The sequence below is a fragment of the Flavobacterium sp. XGLA_31 genome, assembly GCF_051547105.1.
GTDB lineage: Bacteria > Bacteroidota > Bacteroidia > Flavobacteriales > Flavobacteriaceae > Flavobacterium.
This window is the reverse complement of record NZ_JBPTTM010000008.1, coordinates 106809-127365: the sequence shown is the minus strand read 5'-3', so window position 1 is coordinate 127365 and position 20557 is coordinate 106809. Positions and strand designations below refer to the sequence as shown.

The window sequence follows — 20557 nt, the reverse complement described above, 5'->3', positions numbered from 1 at the left end:
TGAAATATCATAAACCCCACAATCATGATTTGGAATCCGTCAGAAGGAATTGAAATTGGTTCTTTTACCATACGCTTTTACAGTTTAATGTTTGTTATAGCCTTTGGACTGGGCTGGTATATCATGAAGCGCATTTATGACCGTGAAAATGTTCCGGTAGAAAAACTGGACACTTTATTCATTTGGACCGTAATAGCAACTTTGCTGGGTGCCCGACTCGGACATGTATTTTTCTATGACTGGGAATATTTCCGTAATCATCTTTCCGAAATCTTATTACCCTTTAAATTTGAAAACGGGATAGAGTTCACCGGATTCCGAGGTTTAGCCAGTCATGGTGCGGCCATCGCTATTATTATCACCATGTATTTTTACGCCAAAAACGTAGTCAAAAAACCAATGCTTTGGGTGTTGGACCGCGTGGTAATTCCGGTAGCCTGCGGGGCCATTTTTGTTCGAATCGGCAATTTTTTCAACTCTGAGATTGTCGGGAAAGCCACCGATTCAGCTCTGGGAATGAAATTCATAAGAGATTATTATTCGCCAAGTGATGCCATGAACAGCACCAAAATGAGCAATCCAAATGATGCCTACAACGCCATAGCCCACAATCCTCAGTTTGCCGCTTTACTGGAAAAAGTACCGGCCAAACATCCGGCGCAGTTGTATGAAGCCTTTTTATACATCTTTGTCTTTTTCATTTTATTCTTTTTATACTGGAAAACCAAAACTGCCGAAAAACAAGGTTTACTGTTCGGGTATTTCTTAATCCTGCTTTGGACGGTTCGCTTTGTGGTGGAGTATGTCAAAGAAAGCCAAGGAGGTATCGAGAAAGATTTTGGTTTATTATCGACCGGTCAATGGCTTAGTATACCCTTTATCTTAGTAGGAATCTATTATGTTTTTGTAGCGGAAAAACCAATCGAAGACGACCTTTAAAATAAAACTTTACAAACACAAAAAAGCCCCGAATGTATCGGGGCTTTTTTTATTATTACGCTTTGCTCCATACCGTTCGTACTACGAACTCGGGTCTTCTTCATTTACTTCTGTATGCGACTTGGCATAATTGCGCCATTTTTCAATACACTCCTGCATATCTTTTGGAAGTTCAGTATCAAAGCGCATGTATTCTTTAGTGACCGGATGTTCAAAACCCAACGTTTTAGCATGTAAAGCCTGTCTTGGCAACGTTTTGAAACAATTATCAATAAACTGTTTGTATTTGGTAAAAGTGGTTCCCTTTAAAATGATATCCCCTCCATAGCGGGCATCATTAAACAAGGTGTGGCCGATGTATTTCATGTGCACACGAATTTGGTGCGTTCTTCCGGTTTCGAGTTTGCACGATACCAAAGTAACATAACCGAATCGTTCCAAGACTTTATAATGAGTAACTGCATGCTTACCCACATCCCCATCAGGATAAACAGCCATTTGCATACGATCCTTAACATGACGGGCGATATTTCCTTCGATGGTTCCTTCGTCTTCTTTAATATTACCCCAAACCAGTGCAATATATTCGCGCTCTGATGTTTTGTCTTCAAACTGTTTGGCCAAATGGGTCATGGCTGCTTCCGTCTTAGCAACCACCAATAATCCAGTAGTATTTTTATCAATACGATGAACCAATCCCGGTCGCTCGCTTGAATTCATCGGTAAGTTATCGAAATGAAAAGCCAAGGCATTGACCAGCGTTCCGGTGTAATTACCGTGTCCGGGATGCACTACCAATCCGGCCGGTTTATTAATGACCAACAACGCATCGTCTTCGTACACGATATCCAACGGTATGTCTTCGGGAATAATATGGTTTTCAAACGGTGGATGAGTCAGCATTACCCGAACCACATCAAAAGGCTTAACCCTGTAATTAGATTTTACCGGAACATCATTGACCCAGATATTCCCGTCTTCGGCTGCTTTCTGGATTTTATTCCGGCTGGCATTTTCAATGAGTTGCATCAAAAATTTATCCACACGCAGTAACCCCTGTCCTTTGGGGGAAACAAAACGATGGTGCTCAAATAATTCGTCTTCTAGATCTTGAATTTCTGTAGTTTGGCTCATTAATTAACAGGTGCAGTAGTTGTATCAACAGCAGTAGAATCAATAGTCGTATCGTCAAAAACCACTTTACCATCTCCCAGTACCAGATCAATTTTTGAAGATTTCAACACTTTGTCACCTGCTTTTAGTTTTTTGCCGTTCAATCGCATTTCAAGCACCATATCTTTACCCAAGTAAGGCTTGTACGTAATGGTTCCTTCCTGCAATCCAACCGCTTCCAGGGTAGGCACTGCCTGACGGTACGTTTTCTCTACCAAATCAGGTAAAGCCACCATGGTGAATTTCTCTGCATTGATTTTGATGTATATTTTTCGGCCTTCTTTTACTTTGGAACCGGCTTTGGGTTCCTGTTCCACTATAGTGAGTTTGGGGAATTCAGGTCTGTAATCTACCGTATCTAAAATAATGTAATTCAAATCAACAGCGTCCAGTTTCTCTTCGGCTTGTTCCACCGAAAGCTTACTCAAATCGGGTACCGTAATTTCTTCACCGTGGTGAGTGGTGTAGGTAATCCAATGAAAAAACAAATAGGAAAGCCCTGCAACGATTGCCATAGCGGCCAAAATTTGAACAAAAAAAACCCGACTGGTTAGATATTGGCGTAAGCTCATAAATAAAATTAATTTGCACAAAGATATAAAAAACATAAAGGTTATTGGTTTCAAAAAAAATGATAATTTTGTTACACATAAAACATCAACCAAACTCAAACTACTAATGAAAAAAGTGGCCATCATCATGGGCGGTTATTCCAGTGAATACCAAATCTCTCTTAAAAGCGGTAATGTTGTATACCAGTTTTTAGACGCTTCAAAATTTATCGGATACCGCATCCACATATTCCAAGAAAAATGGGTTTACGTTGATGACCATGATGTTGAATTCCCCATTGATAAAAATGATTTTTCAGTTACTGTCAATGGCACCAAAATCAATTTTGACGTAGTTTTCAATGCCATTCACGGTACGCCCGGCGAAGACGGTTTGATGCAGGCGTATTTCCAATTACTGGGCATTCCGCAAAGTTCCTGTGATTATTATCAGGCTGCCTTAACCTTCAACAAACGGGATTTATTATCGGTATTGAAACCTTACGGCATTAAGACTGCCACTTCCTATTATTTAAACCTTGGCGACACTATCGATCAAGATGCTATATTGAAGACTGTGGGCTTACCTTGTTTTGTAAAACCCAACAAATCGGGTTCCAGTTTTGGTATTTCGAAAGTTAAGACCAAAGATGAACTGCTGTATGCCATCGCCAATGCCTATAAAGAGGATAACGAATTAATCATCGAAAGTTTTCTGGACGGCACCGAAGTATCTGTTGGCGTGATCAACTATCAGGGAACCATAACCGTTTTGCCGATTACTGAAATTGTTTCAGAAAATGACTTCTTTGATTATGAAGCCAAGTATTTAGGCAAATCACAAGAGATTACACCGGCCCGCATTTCGCCTGAAATGACTGCCAAGGTATCGGCAGTAGCCAAAAGAGCTTATGAAGTACTCAAAATGACCGGCTTTTCGCGTAGTGAATTCATCCTAGTTGACGGCGAGCCACATATGTTGGAAATGAATACCATACCCGGTTTAACTACAGAGAGCCTTATTCCGCAACAAGCCAAAGAAGCAGGCATCTCCTTAACCGATTTATTTACCAATGCTTTGGAATTGGCCTTAAACAAATAACGTATGAAAAGAAAAGCAGTGTTTCCCGGTTCCTTTGATCCCATCACCTTGGGACATTACGACATCATCAAAAGAGGCGTTTCACTTTTTGATGAAGTGATTGTCGCTATCGGCATTAACGCCGATAAAAAGTACATGTTTACCCTGGAAGACCGCAAAAAATTCATCGAAGACGCGTTCAAAGACGAACCCAAAGTATCGGTGGTTACTTATGAAGGCCTGACGATTGATTTGTGTAAAAAACTGGAAGCTGACTTTATATTACGCGGACTCCGCAATCCGGCCGACTTCGAATTTGAAAAAGCGATTGCACACACCAACCGAAAACTGTCACAAATAGAAACCGTTTTTTTACTTACCGCTTCCAAAACATCTTACATCAGTTCGAGCATTGTACGTGATGTCATTCGTAACGGTGGGGATTATACCGTTTTGGTTCCCGAAAGTGTGATTGTAAAAAAAGAAAAATAATTACTTCATTTTTCGTATCGATACCGGTAAGATTCAGGGAAACCGTCCCTTGCATTACCTGTTTTTACAACTTGTTGTGTCAAATGCTTTTAAAATTTAAAACTGACACAAGTCTGTGTCAAAAATATTTTAAATTTGTAATTGACACCTGTTTGTGTTAACTCATTATTTTTTTTCAAAATTGACACAAAAAAAAGGAACGAACCAAACTAAAAAGCATCCCATGGGAAAAAAAATCACCGTCCGTCACGAATTGGGCCTCACGCAATCCGCTATGGCTGATTTGTTGCACATCAAGCGGAGCCAATGGTCTATGTATGAATCCGGAAAAAGAAGCCTGCCTACTGCTGCGATGGTACGGCTGGCCGAAATAGAACTGGGACTGCAGGCTGCCACCCGAAAAGGCTCTCCGGACTTACCGGCAGATGTTGGCCGGGAAGTCAAAAAGCAACTCGAAGCCAAACTCAGTGAAAACCAATTCCAGTTGGCTCTCGCCACACGGAAATGGGATGCGGCCAAAGAAAAAAGCGGACAAGCCGTCAAGGCCCAACTATTGACTGCCCATGTAAAGAAACAGGCAAAAGCCGGCGAAACAGCAACAAAACTGGTAAAAAAATTGGACGGTGTCAATGCCAACCCGTTACTGGTCAAAGCAGAGATGGCACGCCTCGAAGTCGAATGGCTTCAGCAGGAAGCCCTTTGGCTGGGGGCTGAACTCAAAAAACAGAAGGTTACTTTTTAAGGAGTTTTTCTTCTTCAAACAGCAGTTTGATGTTTTCATAGGAATTTTTCAAGGCTTCCTTCACCTGTTCCGGATTGAGCCAAGCCGCTTTCTCGATACCTTCTTTGGTTTGAGGTACCAGTTCGCCTTCAAAACCCGACTGCATTTCAAACCAATGCGTAATTTTTAGTTTGTATTTACCGCCGCGTTTAAAAATGTGATATGTTTTTTGGAGTTTGTGAGTAATCAACAGACGATTGACACCGGTTTCTTCCTCCACTTCGCGCAAGGCAGTATATTCAATCTCTTCGTTTTTCTCGATGCCTCCCTTAGGCAAATCCCATTTTCCGTTGCGGAAGATGAATAACACCTCGCCTTTCTTGTTATAAACCAACCCGCCACCGGCCTTGCAAACAGGAATTTTTTCCTTGAGTTTTTTCAGTATCGCTTTTTCATCCGGATAGTACAAATAGGCTTTCTGAATTTTGTTCTGAAACATTTTGATGATGAGTTGTTCAATATCAATACTTTCCAACAAGAACAACTGAAAATCGGTTTCTTTCGCGATTTCGTTAGTTAAAAAAAGTGGTTTATCGTTGACAAAAACTTTATACATTTGTACTATGATTTTTAATAAAGACACAGCCGAAAAAACAGCCGAATTGCTTTTACAAATAAATGCAATTAAATTGAATCCAAAAAATCCTTTTACATGGGCCTCGGGTTGGCACTCTCCTATTTATTGTGATAATCGTTTAATCTTATCTTTTCCTGCGATACGAAATTATGTCCGGGAAGAATTTGCCAAGCATATTGAGAAAGAGTTTGGCAAACCCGATGTGATTGCCGGTGTCGCCACAGGTGCCATAGGAATTGGAATACTTGTAGCCGAATACATGGGACTGCCTTTTGTATATGTGCGTCCCGAACCCAAAAAACACGGGCGTCAAAACCAAGTAGAAGGTTTTTTACAAAAAGGACAGAATGTTGTGGTAGTTGAAGATTTAATCAGTACGGGCAACAGTAGTTTACTCGCAGTGGAAGCCTTGAAAGAAGCTGGAGCACATGTTAAAGGCATGGCCGCTATTTTCACTTATGGTTTTGATGTGGCTGAAGCCAACTTCAAAAACGCCAATGTGGATTTAAAAACGCTGAGCAATTACGAAAACCTCTTGCATTTAGCTGTAGCAAAAAACTACATCACCGAAAAAGAATTAAAAACCCTTCAGGAATGGCGCGAAAGCCCGTCAACTTGGAATGTATAAAAGACAGACAAATAGATGACAGACGGATAGACAACAGATAAATAATTTTCTATCTCTCATCTCTTAGTCTGTTATCTATTATCTCAAAAACATAAAACTATGAATTTAGAAAGCCCGAAAGTTACCGTAGAAAAATCAGCTGAATACCTCTATAATGCGCTGTCAGAGGTCAAAAACTTTGAAAAACTCATGCCGGAGAACATTGCCAAATTTGAAGTATTGGGTGATGATATTTTCAATTTTGGACTAAAAGGAATGCCCGAAATCAAATTAAGATTGAAAGAAGGTGTGCCACATTCTAAAGTAAACTTGGCTGCTGCGAGCGATAAATTGCCTTTCACTTTAACAGCAAATTTGGATGCGGTTTCTGATGCTTCTACTGCTGTTCAATTGATCTTTGAAGGCGAATTCAATCCGATGATGGCCATGATGATTAAAGGACCTATCTCTAAATTTATTGAGACCTTAGCGCAAAACATGCACAAACTGTAAAACACACATAAATAAAAAAGAGAGCCTAAGGCTCTCTTTTTTATTTGGTCTTATTTTCTTCAGCTTTTTGCTTTCTGGTTTTATACGCTTTTAGATATTCTCCTTTAGGAGTACCGTCATCAAACGAACTGAACATCACCGGAAAAGCGGCTTTGTTTCGGGCGTCTTCATTGCTCCATCCTTCAAATTCAATACGGTACAAGGCCGCAAACAACTGAGAACGACCAATACCGTGGTAACAGTGAATCAGTACCGGATAATTGGCTTTGTTATCCATAATCTTTAAAAAGGAATCAACTGCTGCCTGATCAGGTACCTGATCGCAACCGTTGTTAAAATAGTTTACTCCCGGAATTTTTTCTACAGCTTCCTTTTCGGCTGTCAGTTCAGCAGGAATCTCCGGATTGTTGACCGTGTCACCGGTTCCCGGGAAACGCAAATCAACTATCGATTTAATGTGGTATTTCTTCACATAATCCGCAATCTCATCGGGCGGTATCACCCCCGATTTGTATACCTTGCCTTCGGTAATGGTCATAAAATTATGGTTGATGTGACGGTCATACACATATTTTCCGGTGCCAATTAACACCAATACCAAAACAACAATTCCAATTTTCTTTTTCATATTTTTTATTATTTAGATGAGAGACAAACAGATGAAAGATGATAGACCAAAAACAGTTCGTCTATTATCTATTCGTCTATTATCTATTATCTCATTATTTATATTCCTATTTTACCGTTGTCAATCTCTTATCAATTATTCTTTCCATGTAATCCTGTACAAATGCCTTACATCTTAACGCAATGCCCTCCATCTCCGGCGTTTTATTTTTGATTAGGTTGTGCTCCATCCCTTTATCGTCTTTAGCATAAAACCCAACCACATTTTTACCGTCAAAACAGCAAATGTAATTGCCCTCCATAAACTGATAGACATTTTGCGAATACTTTACCACGAAAGGAGGTACTTGCTTGTCACTGATCAAACTCCTACCCCAACTTCGGAAAGGCTTTGGATATCCAATCATATCCAATAATGTTGGATAAATATCTATTTGCTGCGCCCAGTCTGTGTTTACGCCCACATATTTTTCATTTGGAGTAAAGAACAAAATCGGCACTGTATTGCGATTGAACTCTTTCAGGTATTCATCATAGGCTACCGTATTGCCATGATCGGCTACCAATACAAAAATAGTATTTTTATACCACGGCTGCTTTTTAGCTTCGTTAAAAAAACGTTTCAATGCAAAATCGGTATAACCGATGCATTGGTTGATGTTGACTTTGCCTTTGGGAAATTTGCCTTCATATTGAGCGGGCACCTTATAAGGCTCATGTGAAGAAACCGAAAACAAGGTAGCCATAAACGGCTGTTTCTTGGCCGTCAGGGTTTTGTTGAAATATTGAAAAAACGGTTCATCCCAAATCCCCCAAACCCCGTCAAAATCAGCATCGTTGTTGTATTCGGTCTTCCCATAGTAATGATCATAACCTAAAATATTACCAAAGCCCAAAAATCCCATGGAACCATTGGGAGCTCCATGAAAGAAAGAGGTATCGTAACCTTCACTCTTCAACGTAGACACCAATGATTCAATTTTTTGTTTAGGGTAAGGTGATGACGTAAATGCATCTTTAAACGAAGGAATTCCGGCTATGATTGAGGAAACCCCGTGTATCGACTTCCAACCGTTGGCATACGCATTGGTAAAAATTAAGCTGTGTTGGGCCAACGAGTCAACAAAGGGAGTATAACCCTCATATCCCGGAATTTTGGCGTCTTTATTAAAGGCACCACAATACTCGCGACCAAAACTTTCCAAAATAAACACTACGATATTGGGCTTGGTCGCCGGATTGTTTTGATAGTGTTTAATCGGGATTAACAAGCGGTCGGCCTCCGCCTTAGGCATATAATTCTCTTTTTTAAACGAATTGGTATTCCAAGTGCGGATGATAGCAAAAGGAGTATTCAACACGACGTCAGCCTGAGAGGAATTGGTTACATAGCGGCTGGCATCCAAAATGTTTATCGGACGGGTACTTTTTTTGAAATCGCCACGAATTCCACCAATACACAGGGTTACAATCAGCAAAAAGTAAACGGTGGAAATGGCAAAATATTTGACGTTTTTGGTTTCGTTCACCGCTTTGATTTTCGTTTTCTTGTATAGGTAAATCCAACAGTAACTCAGTACAAAAAACAGCAAAAACACATGCCAGTAGTTTTGAAGAAAATTCAGAAACAACAGCGATTTATTACTCTCGTTCTGCAAAGTATCCAAAGAGGCTCGTGTACTGCGATTAAAAGAATAACGGTAATATATAAAGTCGATAAAATTGGTGGCATACGCCAACAAATTGGTTATAAAATAAAGCCAAAACTGAAATTTCTGAAACTTCTTCTGGGTATTGTGTACCGCCGGAACGATGGAGAGTAGAATAAATAAACTGTTGATGTAGAGTATGGTTGTGGTGTCAAATACAAGTCCGTGGTAACACAACCGGAGAAAATCATAAACGCCATCTACTTTGATGAGATTCTGATTGTAAACAAAAAATAAAAGCCTGGCAATAAAATAAAACAGATAGACTAATAAAATTCTGATGACCAAAACTTTATATTCATTAAACCGATGGAATTTCTTCATGGATAGCATCAAAAATTATCGTTGCAAAACTACATATTTAGCCAATATCTTTTTATATTTTATTTTAATATTGTGAATGACCCCAATATTATTTAATTTGCATCAAATTATTACGACCCATGGCTCCTATCACCCGACTTTTTGACTTTCCATACCACCAACTTTCTAAAAACAATCTCGAAGCTTGTTTAGTCACTAAGCAGAATGGTGTCTGGGTAAAAACCAGTACACAAAAATATATTGATATGGCCAATACCATATCACGAGCTTTGTTACGTTTGGGCGTACAGAAAAATGACAAAATAGCCGTTATCTCCAGCAACAACAGAACCGAATGGCATGTTATGGATATTGGGATATTACAGCTAGGGGCTCAAAATGTTCCCATTTACCCTACTATTTCAGAAGACGATTACGAATACATCCTCAATCATAGTGAAGCCCAATATTGTTTTGTATCGGATGAAGAAGTACTGCGCAAAGTAAACCTCATCCGTTCAAAAACACCATACCTCAAAGAAGTTTACTCTTTCAACGAAATAAGCCAGTGTCTTTCCTGGAAAACCTTGCTCGAACTGGGACAGGACGACAGCAATCAACCCGAAGTGGAAGCCCGAAAAAGTGCCGTGAGCGGTAGTGATTTGGCCACCATCATTTATACCTCGGGCACCACCGGAAGACCCAAAGGCGTCATGCTGTCACACCACAATATTGTATCTAATGTACTCGACAGCGCCAATCGCATTCCCTTTGACGAAGGAAAAAGCATCGCTTTGAGCTTTTTACCTATCTGTCACATCTATGAACGCATGGTGACCTATATATACCAGTTCTACAGCTGTTCCGTTTATTTTGGAGAGTCAATTGAGAAAATAGGCGACAACGTCAGAGAGGTAAGCCCAACGGTGATGACAGGAGTGCCGCGTTTGACAGAGAAAGTATACGAACGCATCATTGCCAAAGGCTCCGCATTAACCGGACTCAAACGCAAACTCTTCTTTTGGGCCGTACAGGTAGGAGAGCGCTACGAACCTTACTGGGCCAACGGTTGGTGGTACGAACTACAACTTCAAATAGCCCGTAAACTTATTTTCAGCAAATGGAAAGAAGGTTTGGGAGGCCGACTTGATTTGATTGTCAACGGTAGTGCGGCACTTCAGCCGCGATTGTTGCGCATCTTTGCTGCTGCCGAAATTTACATCATGGAAGGCTACGGGCTAACCGAAACCTCTCCGGTCATAGCCGTAAACGACCTGCGTAACCGGGGCTTTAAGATAGGCACCGTTGGTAAAATTATAGACAACGTAGAAGTTAAAATAGCCGCTGATGGCGAAATACTCTGCAAAGGCCCCAATGTAATGCTGGGCTATTACAAAGACGAAAAACTGACTCAGGAAGCCATTGTTGACGGCTACTTTCACACAGGAGATATAGGCGAAATTGACGATGAAGGTTTTCTGAAAATCACCGACCGCAAAAAGGAAATGTTCAAAACCTCTGGCGGCAAATACATTGCCCCTCAACTGTTGGAAAATGCCATGAAACAATCGCGCTTTATTGAACAAATTATGGTCATAGGAGACGGTGAAAAAATGCCGGCAGCTTTCATTCAACCTAATTTTGCATTTGTGAGGGAATGGGCCAATTTGCACCATATTACCCTTGGAACCAGCGATGCTGAAATCAGTGCCGACCCTAAAGTACAGGATCGTATTTTACAAGAAGTCAATGAAATCAATAAAAAATTCGGACATTGGGAACAAATCAAGCGCATCGAACTGACTCCTGATGTTTGGTCCGTAGACGGAGGCCACCTCACTCCTACCATGAAACTCAAAAGAAAAGCCGTGATGGAAAAGTACCGGAATTTGTACCAAAAAATCTATGGATAATTATTAACAATCCTTCTTTTTAAATAGTTAACAATTAAAACGTTAACAAACTATTACATCCTCATTATTTTAATATTTTTATTGCACTAACCAATAAAAACATAAATTATGAATGTAAAAAACTTTATTGTAGGCGGAATCGTGGGAGGAATCGTCAATTACCTTTTAGGTTGGCTCATTTACGGCATACTATTAAATGACCCCACAGCTCCCAACGCAGGAAAAGAAAATATGATGCTGATTTTTGCCGGTTGCATGATTTTCGGCTTCTTGATTTCCTATATCTTTTCCCAAGGCGAAGGCATCACTAAATGCGTTCACGGAATCAAAGTCGCTGCCGGTGTTGGTTTGTTGACAAGCGTATGGTTTGATTGCTTTTACCATATGTACGACTCCCTTGATTATAAAATGACCGCAATGGGCGCTGCAATCAGTTTGGCAATGGCTGCTATTGTGGGTGCGACCGTAGCCGTAGTAAACGGAAAAATGAAAGCCTAACCAATTCCTTTTTCATAGTGTAAAGCGTCCGGGATTAATTTCTCGGGCGCTTTTTTTTATGCTTAACAATAAATAGGTGTGAATTTTGAAATTATATAATGGTATTATATAACATATTTTACGGCAAACAAAACCAACTTTGTAATAGCTAATTTCTCAATCTATTCACTCAATACAAGAACATTATGAAAACGACAGCGTATTTAAAAATGATTTTTTTATCAGGATTCCTCATCTTGGCTTTACCTGCGTCTGCTAATACCGCCACAAATGCCAACCCAACGGAACCGACAGTTACCACTACTGCAGCAGAAAAAGCAAGAGCCGAACAATTACTGCATCGTTTAGACGAAATCAAGGCTATGGATAAATCAGACATGCCTCGGGCAGAGAAAAAGGCTCTTCGCAAAGAAGTAAAAGCCATCAAAGGAGAATTAAGAACCATGGGAGGTGGTGTTTACCTTTCAGTAGGCGCCATTATCATCATCATCTTATTGTTGATTTTACTTTTGTAACCTGTCAATCTTGAAACATAATTCAAAAATTATGTAATAAAACAACAGGACAGTTTAGTGAACTTTGTAATACAAATAAATAATAACTAAAATACTTTTAAAATGAAAAAGATAGTCTTAATGTTCGCAGCCGTTTCGGCATTCGCAATTACGCTGTATTCGTGCAGCAGTGATAGCTCCTCTTCTGATAGCTATACTTACAAAGTACGTATGACTGACGCTCCCGGACCTTACAGTGAGGTAAATGTAGATATTCAAAGTGTTGAAGTTATTGGATCGAACGGTCAATCCGTTACCTTAAACACCAATGCCGGAGTTTACAATTTGTTGGATTTTACCAATGGAGCCGACACCCTGATTGCCACCAGCACACTAAATAGCGCTACCGTAAGCCAAATCCGATTGATATTAGGAACCAACAACAGTGTGGTTTTAGATGGCGTTTCTTATCCGCTCAGCACCCCAAGCGCACAACAGTCCGGCTTGAAACTATTGGTCAACCAAACATTGGATGCTGATATCGAAAACACTGTGCTGATTGATTTTGACGCCAATTCCTCTATCGTAGCCACCGGCAACGGAAACTTCATCTTAAAACCGGTATTGAGAACGGTTGTCACAGCCACCTCGGGAAATATTGAAGGTAGCATCACCCCTGTAGGAACTTTAGCCATGGTCAGTGCTGTTTCGGTTTCCAACATTGAATTTACTTCAAATGTAGATGCCAACGGTGACTTTAAAATTACAGGAGTACCTCCCGGAGTTTATACGGTAACCATTACCCCTGAGCTGCCTTTATTACCGGTCATTCAGACCAACGTAACAGTAACCGCAGGAACCTCAACTGATTTAGGCGTCATCGCCTTTTAACACCAGTCGTAACCATAATAATTTTTGTTCTTGAATGTTGAAAAGAGATTGTCCGAATCGATTTGGTAAGACATCTTCACCGGCAAAATGTATTGTCCTCAAGAATCAAAACAAGCCCTTGATGATGTCCACTTAGGGTTAGTTTACCGGTCACGGTACAGTCTCTTTTCTATTTCAAAATCAAAAAAAGTGCTGTTTGCCTCAAAACAATAGTACACCCAATCAATCCGATAATTACCTGGTTTCCAAAAGTAATCGTCGGATTGATTGTCTTTTTATCCCCTCCCATAAACAAACCCCAAATTAAATTGTACAACTAAAAAATGTTGCCTAAACTTGTGTGTATTTATTAATAAGCGGTAATACTCGAAAACATCTCACGAATGAAACAAATTATTTCTATTATAGCTTTGTTCTTTTTTGGTACTATTCATTGTAGCGCACAAAATACAGAAACAAAAATCGAGAAACCAATTGAAATCTCATTAGAAGAATTAATTGAGCAATCTAACAAATATGAAAAAAAGCATATTGTTGTGTATGGTTATGTAAAATTTGAGAAACAAATGAGCAGAATTTTTTTTTCAGAAGAAGACTTAAAAAAAAACAACCTCAAAAAATCTGTTGCTTTTATGTTTTTAATCGAGCAGAGTACTTTAACTACAGTCAAAAAGTATGACGGAAAAAATGTTCAAATGTCCGGAATCTACATTCCTGGGAAAGCAATAAGTTCACGCAAAAAATTGAAAATGGAAAACGGAGTTATAACATCAGTTAAAATTCAATTTCCATTAATTATGGAATGACGCAATACCGCTAACAAAGAACTGCTCTTAAAAACAAATAAAAATTGATAGTTCTCCCACCATAACCGATAGTTTTCCCACCTGCACTGATAGTTTTCCCACCTGCACTGATAGTTTTCGCACCTGCACTGATAGTTTTCGCACCTACACTGATAGTTTTCCCACCTCGCTTGATAGTTTTTATACCTGCACTGATAGTTCTCCCACCTTGCCTGATAGTTTTCGCACCTGCACTGATAGTTTTCGCACCTACACTGATAGTTTTTGCACCTGCACTGATAGTTTTTGCACCTGCACTGATAGTTCTCCCGCCCCAACTGACCTTCACAGCACCTCCGCAAGATGTTGAAGCCCCTGTAGGAGGCACAACTGCATTCCGGTACCCCTTTAATCTCTGTTCACACCCTGTTATTTTCTTTTAATCAGGTAAACCACCGAAAATTTAACATAATTAGTATGCGTGCATAATATTTATTTTGTATCTTTGGTTTTCATAAAGTTTAGGTATGAAAGATAAAACCATTGATTACATCCTACGCGCAACCTGGCAAGCGGTTGCCCGTATGTATAACGAGGAGGGGTCTAAGTTTGAAGGCTCAATGGCCATTGGGTTTGCCTTATTAAGCATCGACAAAGAAGAAGGCACGCCTTCCACCAAAGTAAGTGCCCGGATGGGCATGGAAGCCACCAGCCTTACCCGCACCCTGAAAACATTAGAAGAAAAAGGACTCATCATCAGAAAGAAAAACCCCGAAGACGGACGCGGTGTGTTAATCTACCTAACCGATTTGGGAAAAGAAAAGAGAGAACTGTCTAAAAATACGGTACTCAAATTCAACGAAGCCGTACGTAAAAATGTATCCGAAGAAAAAATGCAGCACTTTATTGAAGTGACCGAAATAATTAATGAGTTAATCAGTGAGAAGAAGATTTTTTAAAAGAACTTTTAAGAAATTCATTCCCAACATAGAATTCAAGATTTATAATTTAAAATAATATAAATGAAACGAATTATTAAAAAAGTGGCCGTTGTCGGTTCGGGAATCATGGGTTCCGGAATTGCCTGCCATTTTGCCAATATTGGTGTAGAGGTATTATTACTCGACATAGCACCAAATACCCTGACGGAAGCCGAAGAAAAAAAAGGACTGACGCTGGAGAGTAAAGCAGTTCGAAATCGTATCGTGAACGACCATTTAGCGAATGCGCTGAAGTCTAACCCCTCACCTATTTACAGTCAGAAGTTTGCTTCCCGCATCACCACAGGAAACACCACGGATGATATGAACAAAATAGCTCTTTGCGACTGGATCGTTGAAGTAGTCGTAGAGCGTTTGGACATCAAAAAACTGGTGTTTGAACAAATAGACACCTACCGTAAACCAGGCACCTTGGTTACCTCTAATACTTCGGGGATTCCGATACAGTTCATGAGCGAAGGGAGAAGTGAAGATTTCCAAAAGCATTTTTGCGGAACCCATTTCTTCAACCCTGCCCGATATCTGAAACTGTTTGAAATCATTCCGGGCCCTCAAACGGCAACCGAAGTATTAGATTTTTTAACAAATTACGGCTCACAATACCTGGGAAAAACATCAGTAGTAGCTAAAGATACTCCTGCCTTTATTGGGAACCGCATCGGGATTTTCGGAATTCAGAGTCTCTTTCATTTGGTAAAAGAAATGGGATTAACCATTGAGGAAGTCGATAAACTGACTGGCCCTGTCATTGGCCGTCCTAAATCAGCTACCTTCCGCACTGTAGACGTAGTGGGGCTGGACACTTTAGTTCATGTAGCCAACGGTTTGTATGAAGGCTGCCCTAATGACGAAGCCCACGACCTATTCAAGCTCCCGGATTTTATCTCCAAAATGATGGAAAATAAATGGCTGGGCAGCAAAACCGGCCAGGGATTCTACAAAAAAGTAGACAAAGACATTTTGTCTTTAGACTTAAACACTATGGAATACCGTCCGGCCAAAAAAGCGGCTTTTGCTACTCTGGAACTGACAAAAACCATTGATAAACCTATTGACCGATTCAGAATATTGGTCAAAGGCAAAGACAAGGCAGGTGACTTCTACAGAAAGAACTTTTCAGCTATGTTTGCTTACTGTTCCAACAGAGTCCCTGAAATCACTAATGAATTTTATAAAATAGATGATGCGATGAAGGCGGGATTCGGCTGGGAAAATGGTCCGTTTGAAATATGGGATGCCATAGGTGTTGCGAAAGGAATCGAACTGATGGAAGCCGAAGGACTTCAACCTGCAGCCTGGGTTAAAGAAATGTTTGCCTCCGGCAGCACCAGCTTCTACACCGTGAAAGAAGGCGCTTCATACTATTACAACATTCAAACCAAGACACAAACCAAAGTACCGGGACAAGACAGCTTCATCATTCTTAACAACATACGTGAAAGTAAAAAAGTATGGAGCAATAGCGGAACAGTAATTCATGACTTAGGAGACGGTATTTTAAACTTAGAATTTCAGTCCAAAATGAACACCATTGGCGGTGACGTTTTAGCCGGAATCAATAAAGCCATTGACTTAGCCGAAAAAGAATATAACGGATTAGTCATAGGAAATCAAGGTGCCAATTTTTCTGTCGGTGCCAATATCGGAATGATTTTCATGATGGCGGTTGAACAGGAATACGACGAATTGAATATGGCAATCAAAATGTTTCAGGACACGATGATGCGGGTGCGCTATTCGGCTATTCCCGTAATTGTAGCGCCTCATGGCATGACTTTAGGCGGAGGTTGCGAGATGACCATGCATGCCGATAAAGTGGTTGCTGCAGCCGAGAGCTACATTGGTTTAGTGGAATTTGGTGTTGGTGTGATACCCGGAGGTGGCGGCTCTAAAGAAATGGCTCTTCGCGCATCCGACCTCTTCCGTAAAAACGATGTGGAATTGAACGTGCTACAAGAATATTTCTTAACTGTGGCCATGGCCAAAGTATCCACTTCAGCTTATGAAGCTTTTGACACCGGTGTACTGCAAAAAGGCAAAGACATCGTTATAGTCAATAAAGACCGTCAGATAGCCGAAGCCAAAAAACACGCTTTACTAATGGCCGAAGCGGGTTACACACAACCCATCCGAAGAACAGATGTCAAAGTGCTGGGTAAGCAAGCACTCGGAATGTTCCTTGTAGGTACCAACCAAATGGAAGCCGGTCACTATATTTCAGAACATGACAAAAAAATTGCCAACAAATTAGCCTATGTAATGGCTGGTGGTGATTTGTCTGAACCAACATTAGTGAGCGAACAATATTTACTAGACTTGGAACGGGAAGCTTTTCTGAGTTTGTGTACCGAAAGAAAAACATTAGAAAGAATCCAGTTTATGCTTACTAAAGGTAAACCATTAAGAAACTAAACTATGAAAACTGCATATATTGTAAAAGCCTACCGAACCGCTGTAGGGAAAGCTCCGAAAGGTGTATACCGATTTAAAAGACCCGACGAACTGGCCGCTGAAACCATTCAATTCATGATGAATGAATTGCCCGATTTTGATAAAACCCGCATTGATGACGTTATGGTTGGGAATGCAATGCCCGAAGCGGAACAAGGACTAAATGTGGCCCGATTGATTTCCTTAATGGGATTAAAAGTAACTGATGTTCCGGGTGTTACCGTGAACCGATATTGCGCTTCCGGATTGGAAACCATAGCCATGGCTACGGCTAAAATACAAAACGGGATGGCCGACTGCATCATTGCAGGTGGTGCCGAAAGCATGAGCTTCATTCCGATGGGCGGTTACAAGCCTACTCCGGATTATACCGTAGCCAAAGAAGGACACGAAGATTATTACTGGGGCATGGGACTAACAGCTGAAGCTGTGGCCAAGCAATTCAATGTAAATCGGGAAGATCAGGATGAATTTGCATTAAACTCGCATTTAAAAGCCATCAAAGCGCAAACCGAAGGGAAGTTTGATAAGCAAATCGTACCCATTACTATAGAACAAACCTTTGTTAACGAAAAGGGTAAAAAAGAAACCAAAACCTATACGGTCGCCAAAGACGAAGGCCCAAGAGCAGACACAAACAAAGAAGTTCTAAACAAACTGAAACCGGTATTCGCTGCTGACGGCAGTGTGACAGCAGGAAACTCTTCGCAAATGAGTGACGGCGCTGCCTTTGTTCTAGTCATGAGTGAAACCATGGTAAAAGAACTCAATCTTACACCTATTGCTCGTATGGTGAGTTATGCCGCAGCCGGTGTAGAACCCCGCATTATGGGGATAGGTCCGGTAAAAGCGATTCCCAAAGCGCTGAATCAAGCCGGTTTAAAGCTAAACGATATTAATCTTATTGAATTAAATGAAGCTTTCGCTTCCCAATCTTTGGCAGTGATACGCGAACTGGGGCTTAACCCCGATATTGTAAACGTCAACGGAGGGGCCATTGCGCTCGGACATCCGCTGGGCTGTACCGGAGCAAAACTTTCCGTTCAGTTATTTGACGAAATGAAAAGACGAGGCGATAAATACGGCATAGTTTCCATGTGTGTGGGAACCGGTCAAGGAGCCGCAGGAGTTTACGAATTACTATAATCAACCAACTATAAAAATAAAAGCAATGGAAATTACAAGAGGAGGACAATTTCTGGTTAAAGAAACCAAATGCGAAGATATCTTCACCCCTGAGGACTTCAGCGAAGAACAAATCATGATGCGCGACAGCGTGAAGGAATTCGTCGATAAAGAAATTTGGCCTAACAAAATTCGTTTTGAAAGCAAAGATTATGCTTTTACTGAAGAGGTTATGAAAAAGGCAGGCGAAATGGGCTTCCTGAGCGTAGCTGTCCCTGAAGCTTACGGTGGTATGGGAATGGGTTTCGTAGATACCTGTCTGGTTTGTGATTATATATCAGGAGCTACCGGCTCGTTCTCAACAGCTTTTGGTGCTCATACCGGAATTGGAACTATGCCGATAACCTTATATGGTACGGAAGAGCAGAAACAGAAGTATGTTCCCAAATTGGCTTCCGGTGAATGGTTTGGAGCCTATTGTTTAACTGAACCGGGAGCAGGTTCTGATGCCAACTCCGGAAAAACCAAAGCAGTACTTTCAGCAGATGGTAAATACTATAGCATTACCGGAGGCAAAATGTGGATTTCCAATGCCGGGTTTTGTTCTTTGTTTATCGTATTTGCCCGTATTGAAGACGATAAAAACATCACTGGTTTTATTGTAGAAAACGACCCAAATAATGGAATTACGATGAATGAAGAAGAGCATAAGCTGGGCATCAGAGCATCCTCTACCCGTCAGGTCTTCTTTAACGAAACTAAAGTTCCTGTAGAAAACATGTTGGCCGGAAGAGGCGAAGGTTTTAAAATTGCCATGAATGCTCTGAACGTGGGACGCATCAAGTTAGCAGCAGCCTGTTTGGACGCACAGCGTCGGGTAACAACCAATGCGGTGCATTATGCCAATGAACGAATTCAGTTCAACACTCCTATATCCAGTTTTGGCGCTATCCGTTACAAATTGGCCGAAATGGCCACCTCTGCTTATGCCGGAGAAAGTGCCACTTACCGTGCCGCCAAAGATATTGAAACCCGTATTAAGTTGCGGGAAGCGGAAGGAGCAACACACCAGGAAGCGGAATTAAAAGGAGTGGAAGAATTTGCTATAGAATGCTCTATTTTGAAAGTAGCTGTATCGGAAGATGTACAAAATTGTGCCGATGAAGGAATTCAGATTTATGGCGGTATGGGCTTTTCTGAAGACACCCCAATGGAAAGTGCTTGGCGTGATGCACGCATTGCTCGTATTTACGAAGGCACTAACGAAATCAACCGCATGCTCTCTGTAGGAATGCTTATCAAAAAAGCCATGAAGGGTCATGTCGACTTATTAGGTCCGGCTATGAAAGTTCAGGAAGAACTGATGGGCATTCCGTCATTTGACACTCCTGATTATTCAGAATTATTTTCAGAAGAAAAAGAAATGGTAGCCAAACTAAAAAAAGCATTTCTAATGGTGGCCGGTGCTGCAGTTCAAAAATACGGTATGGATTTAGATGCGCATCAACAACTCTTAACTGCTGCTGCGGATATGCTGATTGAAATTTATATCGCTGAGAGCACCCTGCTGAGAACCGAGAAAATGGCCAAAAAACAAGGAGACGAAAACGTCAAAGAGCAAATTGCCATGGCTAAATTATACCTTTACAAAGCCGTTGACGTGGTGACCCTGAAAGGAAAAGAAAGTATTATTTCTTTTGCCGATGGCGATGAACAACGCATGATGCTCATGGGACTACGACGATTTACAAAATATACAAATATGCCTAATATAGTAGGATTACGGGAAACTATTACCACTAAACTCGTAGCGGAAAATAGTTATTGTTTCTAAATTTTAGTTTAGTTAATTGTTTGAAAAACCATCTGCCAAAGCAGATGGTTTTTTGTTTAAACACTTTTATAGTAAATTCTTAGTTGCTTAACTTATTGAATCACATCTGTTTTTTAACATTTTTAATAATTAGTTTTGATAATATTTTCTTATTTTTGGAATAAATACCGCTGCGCTACCCCCTCGCAAAATATTAATTAATCGTTTTTAAT

20 protein-coding genes are annotated in these 20557 nt (G+C 40.6%); 15 read left to right on the top strand and 5 right to left on the bottom strand.

Going from position 1 to position 20557, the window contains the following annotated elements:
* Positions 1 to 24: 24 nt before the first annotated feature.
* Positions 25 to 939, top strand: a complete 915-nt coding sequence (gene lgt, locus ACSVH6_RS12725; protein ID WP_438079085.1) for a prolipoprotein diacylglyceryl transferase — start codon at positions 25 to 27, stop codon at positions 937 to 939.
* Between the two features lie 81 nt (positions 940 to 1020).
* On the opposite strand, the gene ACSVH6_RS12720 is transcribed toward lgt, so the two are convergent.
* Both ACSVH6_RS12720 and ACSVH6_RS12715 read right to left on the bottom strand, forming a co-directional pair.
* Complete coding sequence (locus ACSVH6_RS12720) at positions 1021 to 2073, bottom strand: RluA family pseudouridine synthase (RefSeq protein WP_438079084.1); 1053 nt, start codon at positions 2071 to 2073, stop codon at positions 1021 to 1023.
* Entirely contained in the window at positions 2073 to 2684 is a 612-nt protein-coding gene (locus ACSVH6_RS12715; protein ID WP_438079082.1) for a PASTA domain-containing protein, read from the bottom strand. Before ACSVH6_RS12715 ends, ACSVH6_RS12720 begins: the two co-directional genes overlap by 1 nt.
* 106 nt (positions 2685 to 2790) lie before the next feature.
* Here ACSVH6_RS12715 and ACSVH6_RS12710 point away from each other — a divergent pair, with 106 nt between their 5' ends.
* The 3 genes from ACSVH6_RS12710 to ACSVH6_RS12700 all read left to right on the top strand — a co-directional run bounded on the left by ACSVH6_RS12710 (position 2791) and on the right by ACSVH6_RS12700 (position 4978).
* Positions 2791 to 3765 (top strand): D-alanine--D-alanine ligase, encoded by a 975-nt coding sequence (locus ACSVH6_RS12710; RefSeq protein ID WP_438079080.1) that lies wholly within the window; start codon positions 2791 to 2793, stop codon positions 3763 to 3765.
* A gap of 3 nt (positions 3766 to 3768) precedes the next feature.
* Positions 3769 to 4236 carry a pantetheine-phosphate adenylyltransferase gene (gene coaD, locus ACSVH6_RS12705; RefSeq protein ID WP_438079078.1) on the top strand — a complete coding sequence of 156 codons (468 nt, stop codon included), beginning with the start codon at positions 3769 to 3771 and terminating at the stop codon, positions 4234 to 4236.
* A gap of 223 nt (positions 4237 to 4459) precedes the next feature.
* Positions 4460 to 4978 (top strand): helix-turn-helix domain-containing protein, encoded by a 519-nt coding sequence (locus ACSVH6_RS12700; protein ID WP_438079076.1) that lies wholly within the window; start codon positions 4460 to 4462, stop codon positions 4976 to 4978.
* Here the strand turns inward: ACSVH6_RS12700 and ACSVH6_RS12695 are convergent.
* Positions 4968 to 5573 carry an NUDIX hydrolase gene (locus ACSVH6_RS12695; RefSeq protein WP_438079074.1) on the bottom strand — a complete coding sequence of 202 codons (606 nt, stop codon included), beginning with the start codon at positions 5571 to 5573 and terminating at the stop codon, positions 4968 to 4970. The two genes, ACSVH6_RS12700 and ACSVH6_RS12695, sit on opposite strands and share 11 nt — an antisense overlap.
* A 7-nt stretch (positions 5574 to 5580) precedes the next feature.
* On the opposite strand from ACSVH6_RS12695, the gene pyrE reads away from it, so the two are divergent.
* Together pyrE and ACSVH6_RS12685 are read left to right on the top strand one after the other, a co-directional pair.
* Positions 5581 to 6222: an orotate phosphoribosyltransferase gene (gene pyrE / locus ACSVH6_RS12690; RefSeq protein WP_438079072.1), complete on the top strand. Its 642-nt coding sequence runs from the start codon at positions 5581 to 5583 to the stop codon at positions 6220 to 6222.
* 99 nt (positions 6223 to 6321) lie between these two features.
* On the top strand, positions 6322 to 6714 hold the full coding sequence (locus tag ACSVH6_RS12685; protein WP_438079070.1) for an SRPBCC family protein: 393 nt from the start codon (positions 6322 to 6324) through the stop codon (positions 6712 to 6714).
* A gap of 40 nt (positions 6715 to 6754) precedes the next feature.
* On the opposite strand, the gene ACSVH6_RS12680 is transcribed toward ACSVH6_RS12685, so the two are convergent.
* Both ACSVH6_RS12680 and ACSVH6_RS12675 read right to left on the bottom strand, forming a co-directional pair.
* Positions 6755 to 7342, bottom strand: a complete 588-nt coding sequence (locus tag ACSVH6_RS12680; protein WP_438079068.1) for a dual specificity protein phosphatase family protein — start codon at positions 7340 to 7342, stop codon at positions 6755 to 6757.
* Between the two features lie 106 nt (positions 7343 to 7448).
* Positions 7449 to 9374 carry an LTA synthase family protein gene (locus ACSVH6_RS12675; RefSeq protein ID WP_438079066.1) on the bottom strand — a complete coding sequence of 642 codons (1926 nt, stop codon included), beginning with the start codon at positions 9372 to 9374 and terminating at the stop codon, positions 7449 to 7451.
* A gap of 119 nt (positions 9375 to 9493) precedes the next feature.
* Between ACSVH6_RS12675 and ACSVH6_RS12670 the strand changes: the two genes are divergently transcribed.
* The 9 genes from ACSVH6_RS12670 (at position 9494) to ACSVH6_RS12630 (ending at position 20345) form a co-directional block, all read left to right on the top strand.
* The gene (locus ACSVH6_RS12670) at positions 9494 to 11266 is read left to right on the top strand and encodes an AMP-dependent synthetase/ligase (RefSeq protein ID WP_438079064.1); all 1773 of its coding nucleotides are present in this window, start codon (positions 9494 to 9496) and stop codon (positions 11264 to 11266) included.
* Positions 11267 to 11374: 108 nt separating this feature from the next.
* Positions 11375 to 11764 (top strand): hypothetical protein, encoded by a 390-nt coding sequence (locus ACSVH6_RS12665; protein WP_438079062.1) that lies wholly within the window; start codon positions 11375 to 11377, stop codon positions 11762 to 11764.
* Positions 11765 to 11949: 185 nt separating this feature from the next.
* Complete coding sequence (locus ACSVH6_RS12660; RefSeq protein ID WP_438079060.1) at positions 11950 to 12279, top strand: hypothetical protein; 330 nt, start codon at positions 11950 to 11952, stop codon at positions 12277 to 12279.
* 102 nt (positions 12280 to 12381) lie between these two features.
* Entirely contained in the window at positions 12382 to 13149 is a 768-nt protein-coding gene (locus ACSVH6_RS12655; RefSeq protein ID WP_438079058.1) for a DUF4382 domain-containing protein, read from the top strand.
* 383 nt (positions 13150 to 13532) lie between these two features.
* Positions 13533 to 13955 carry a hypothetical protein gene (locus tag ACSVH6_RS12650; protein ID WP_438079056.1) on the top strand — a complete coding sequence of 141 codons (423 nt, stop codon included), beginning with the start codon at positions 13533 to 13535 and terminating at the stop codon, positions 13953 to 13955.
* 506 nt (positions 13956 to 14461) lie between these two features.
* Positions 14462 to 14893: a MarR family winged helix-turn-helix transcriptional regulator gene (locus ACSVH6_RS12645; RefSeq protein ID WP_438079054.1), complete on the top strand. Its 432-nt coding sequence runs from the start codon at positions 14462 to 14464 to the stop codon at positions 14891 to 14893.
* Positions 14894 to 14956: 63 nt separating this feature from the next.
* Complete coding sequence (locus ACSVH6_RS12640; protein WP_438079052.1) at positions 14957 to 17347, top strand: 3-hydroxyacyl-CoA dehydrogenase NAD-binding domain-containing protein; 2391 nt, start codon at positions 14957 to 14959, stop codon at positions 17345 to 17347.
* 3 nt (positions 17348 to 17350) lie between these two features.
* A complete protein-coding gene (locus tag ACSVH6_RS12635) occupies positions 17351 to 18532 on the top strand; it encodes an acetyl-CoA C-acyltransferase (protein ID WP_438079050.1) in 1182 nt (393 codons plus the stop codon).
* 25 nt (positions 18533 to 18557) lie between these two features.
* Entirely contained in the window at positions 18558 to 20345 is a 1788-nt protein-coding gene (locus ACSVH6_RS12630) for an acyl-CoA dehydrogenase family protein (protein ID WP_438079048.1), read from the top strand.
* Positions 20346 to 20557 lie beyond the last annotated feature (212 nt).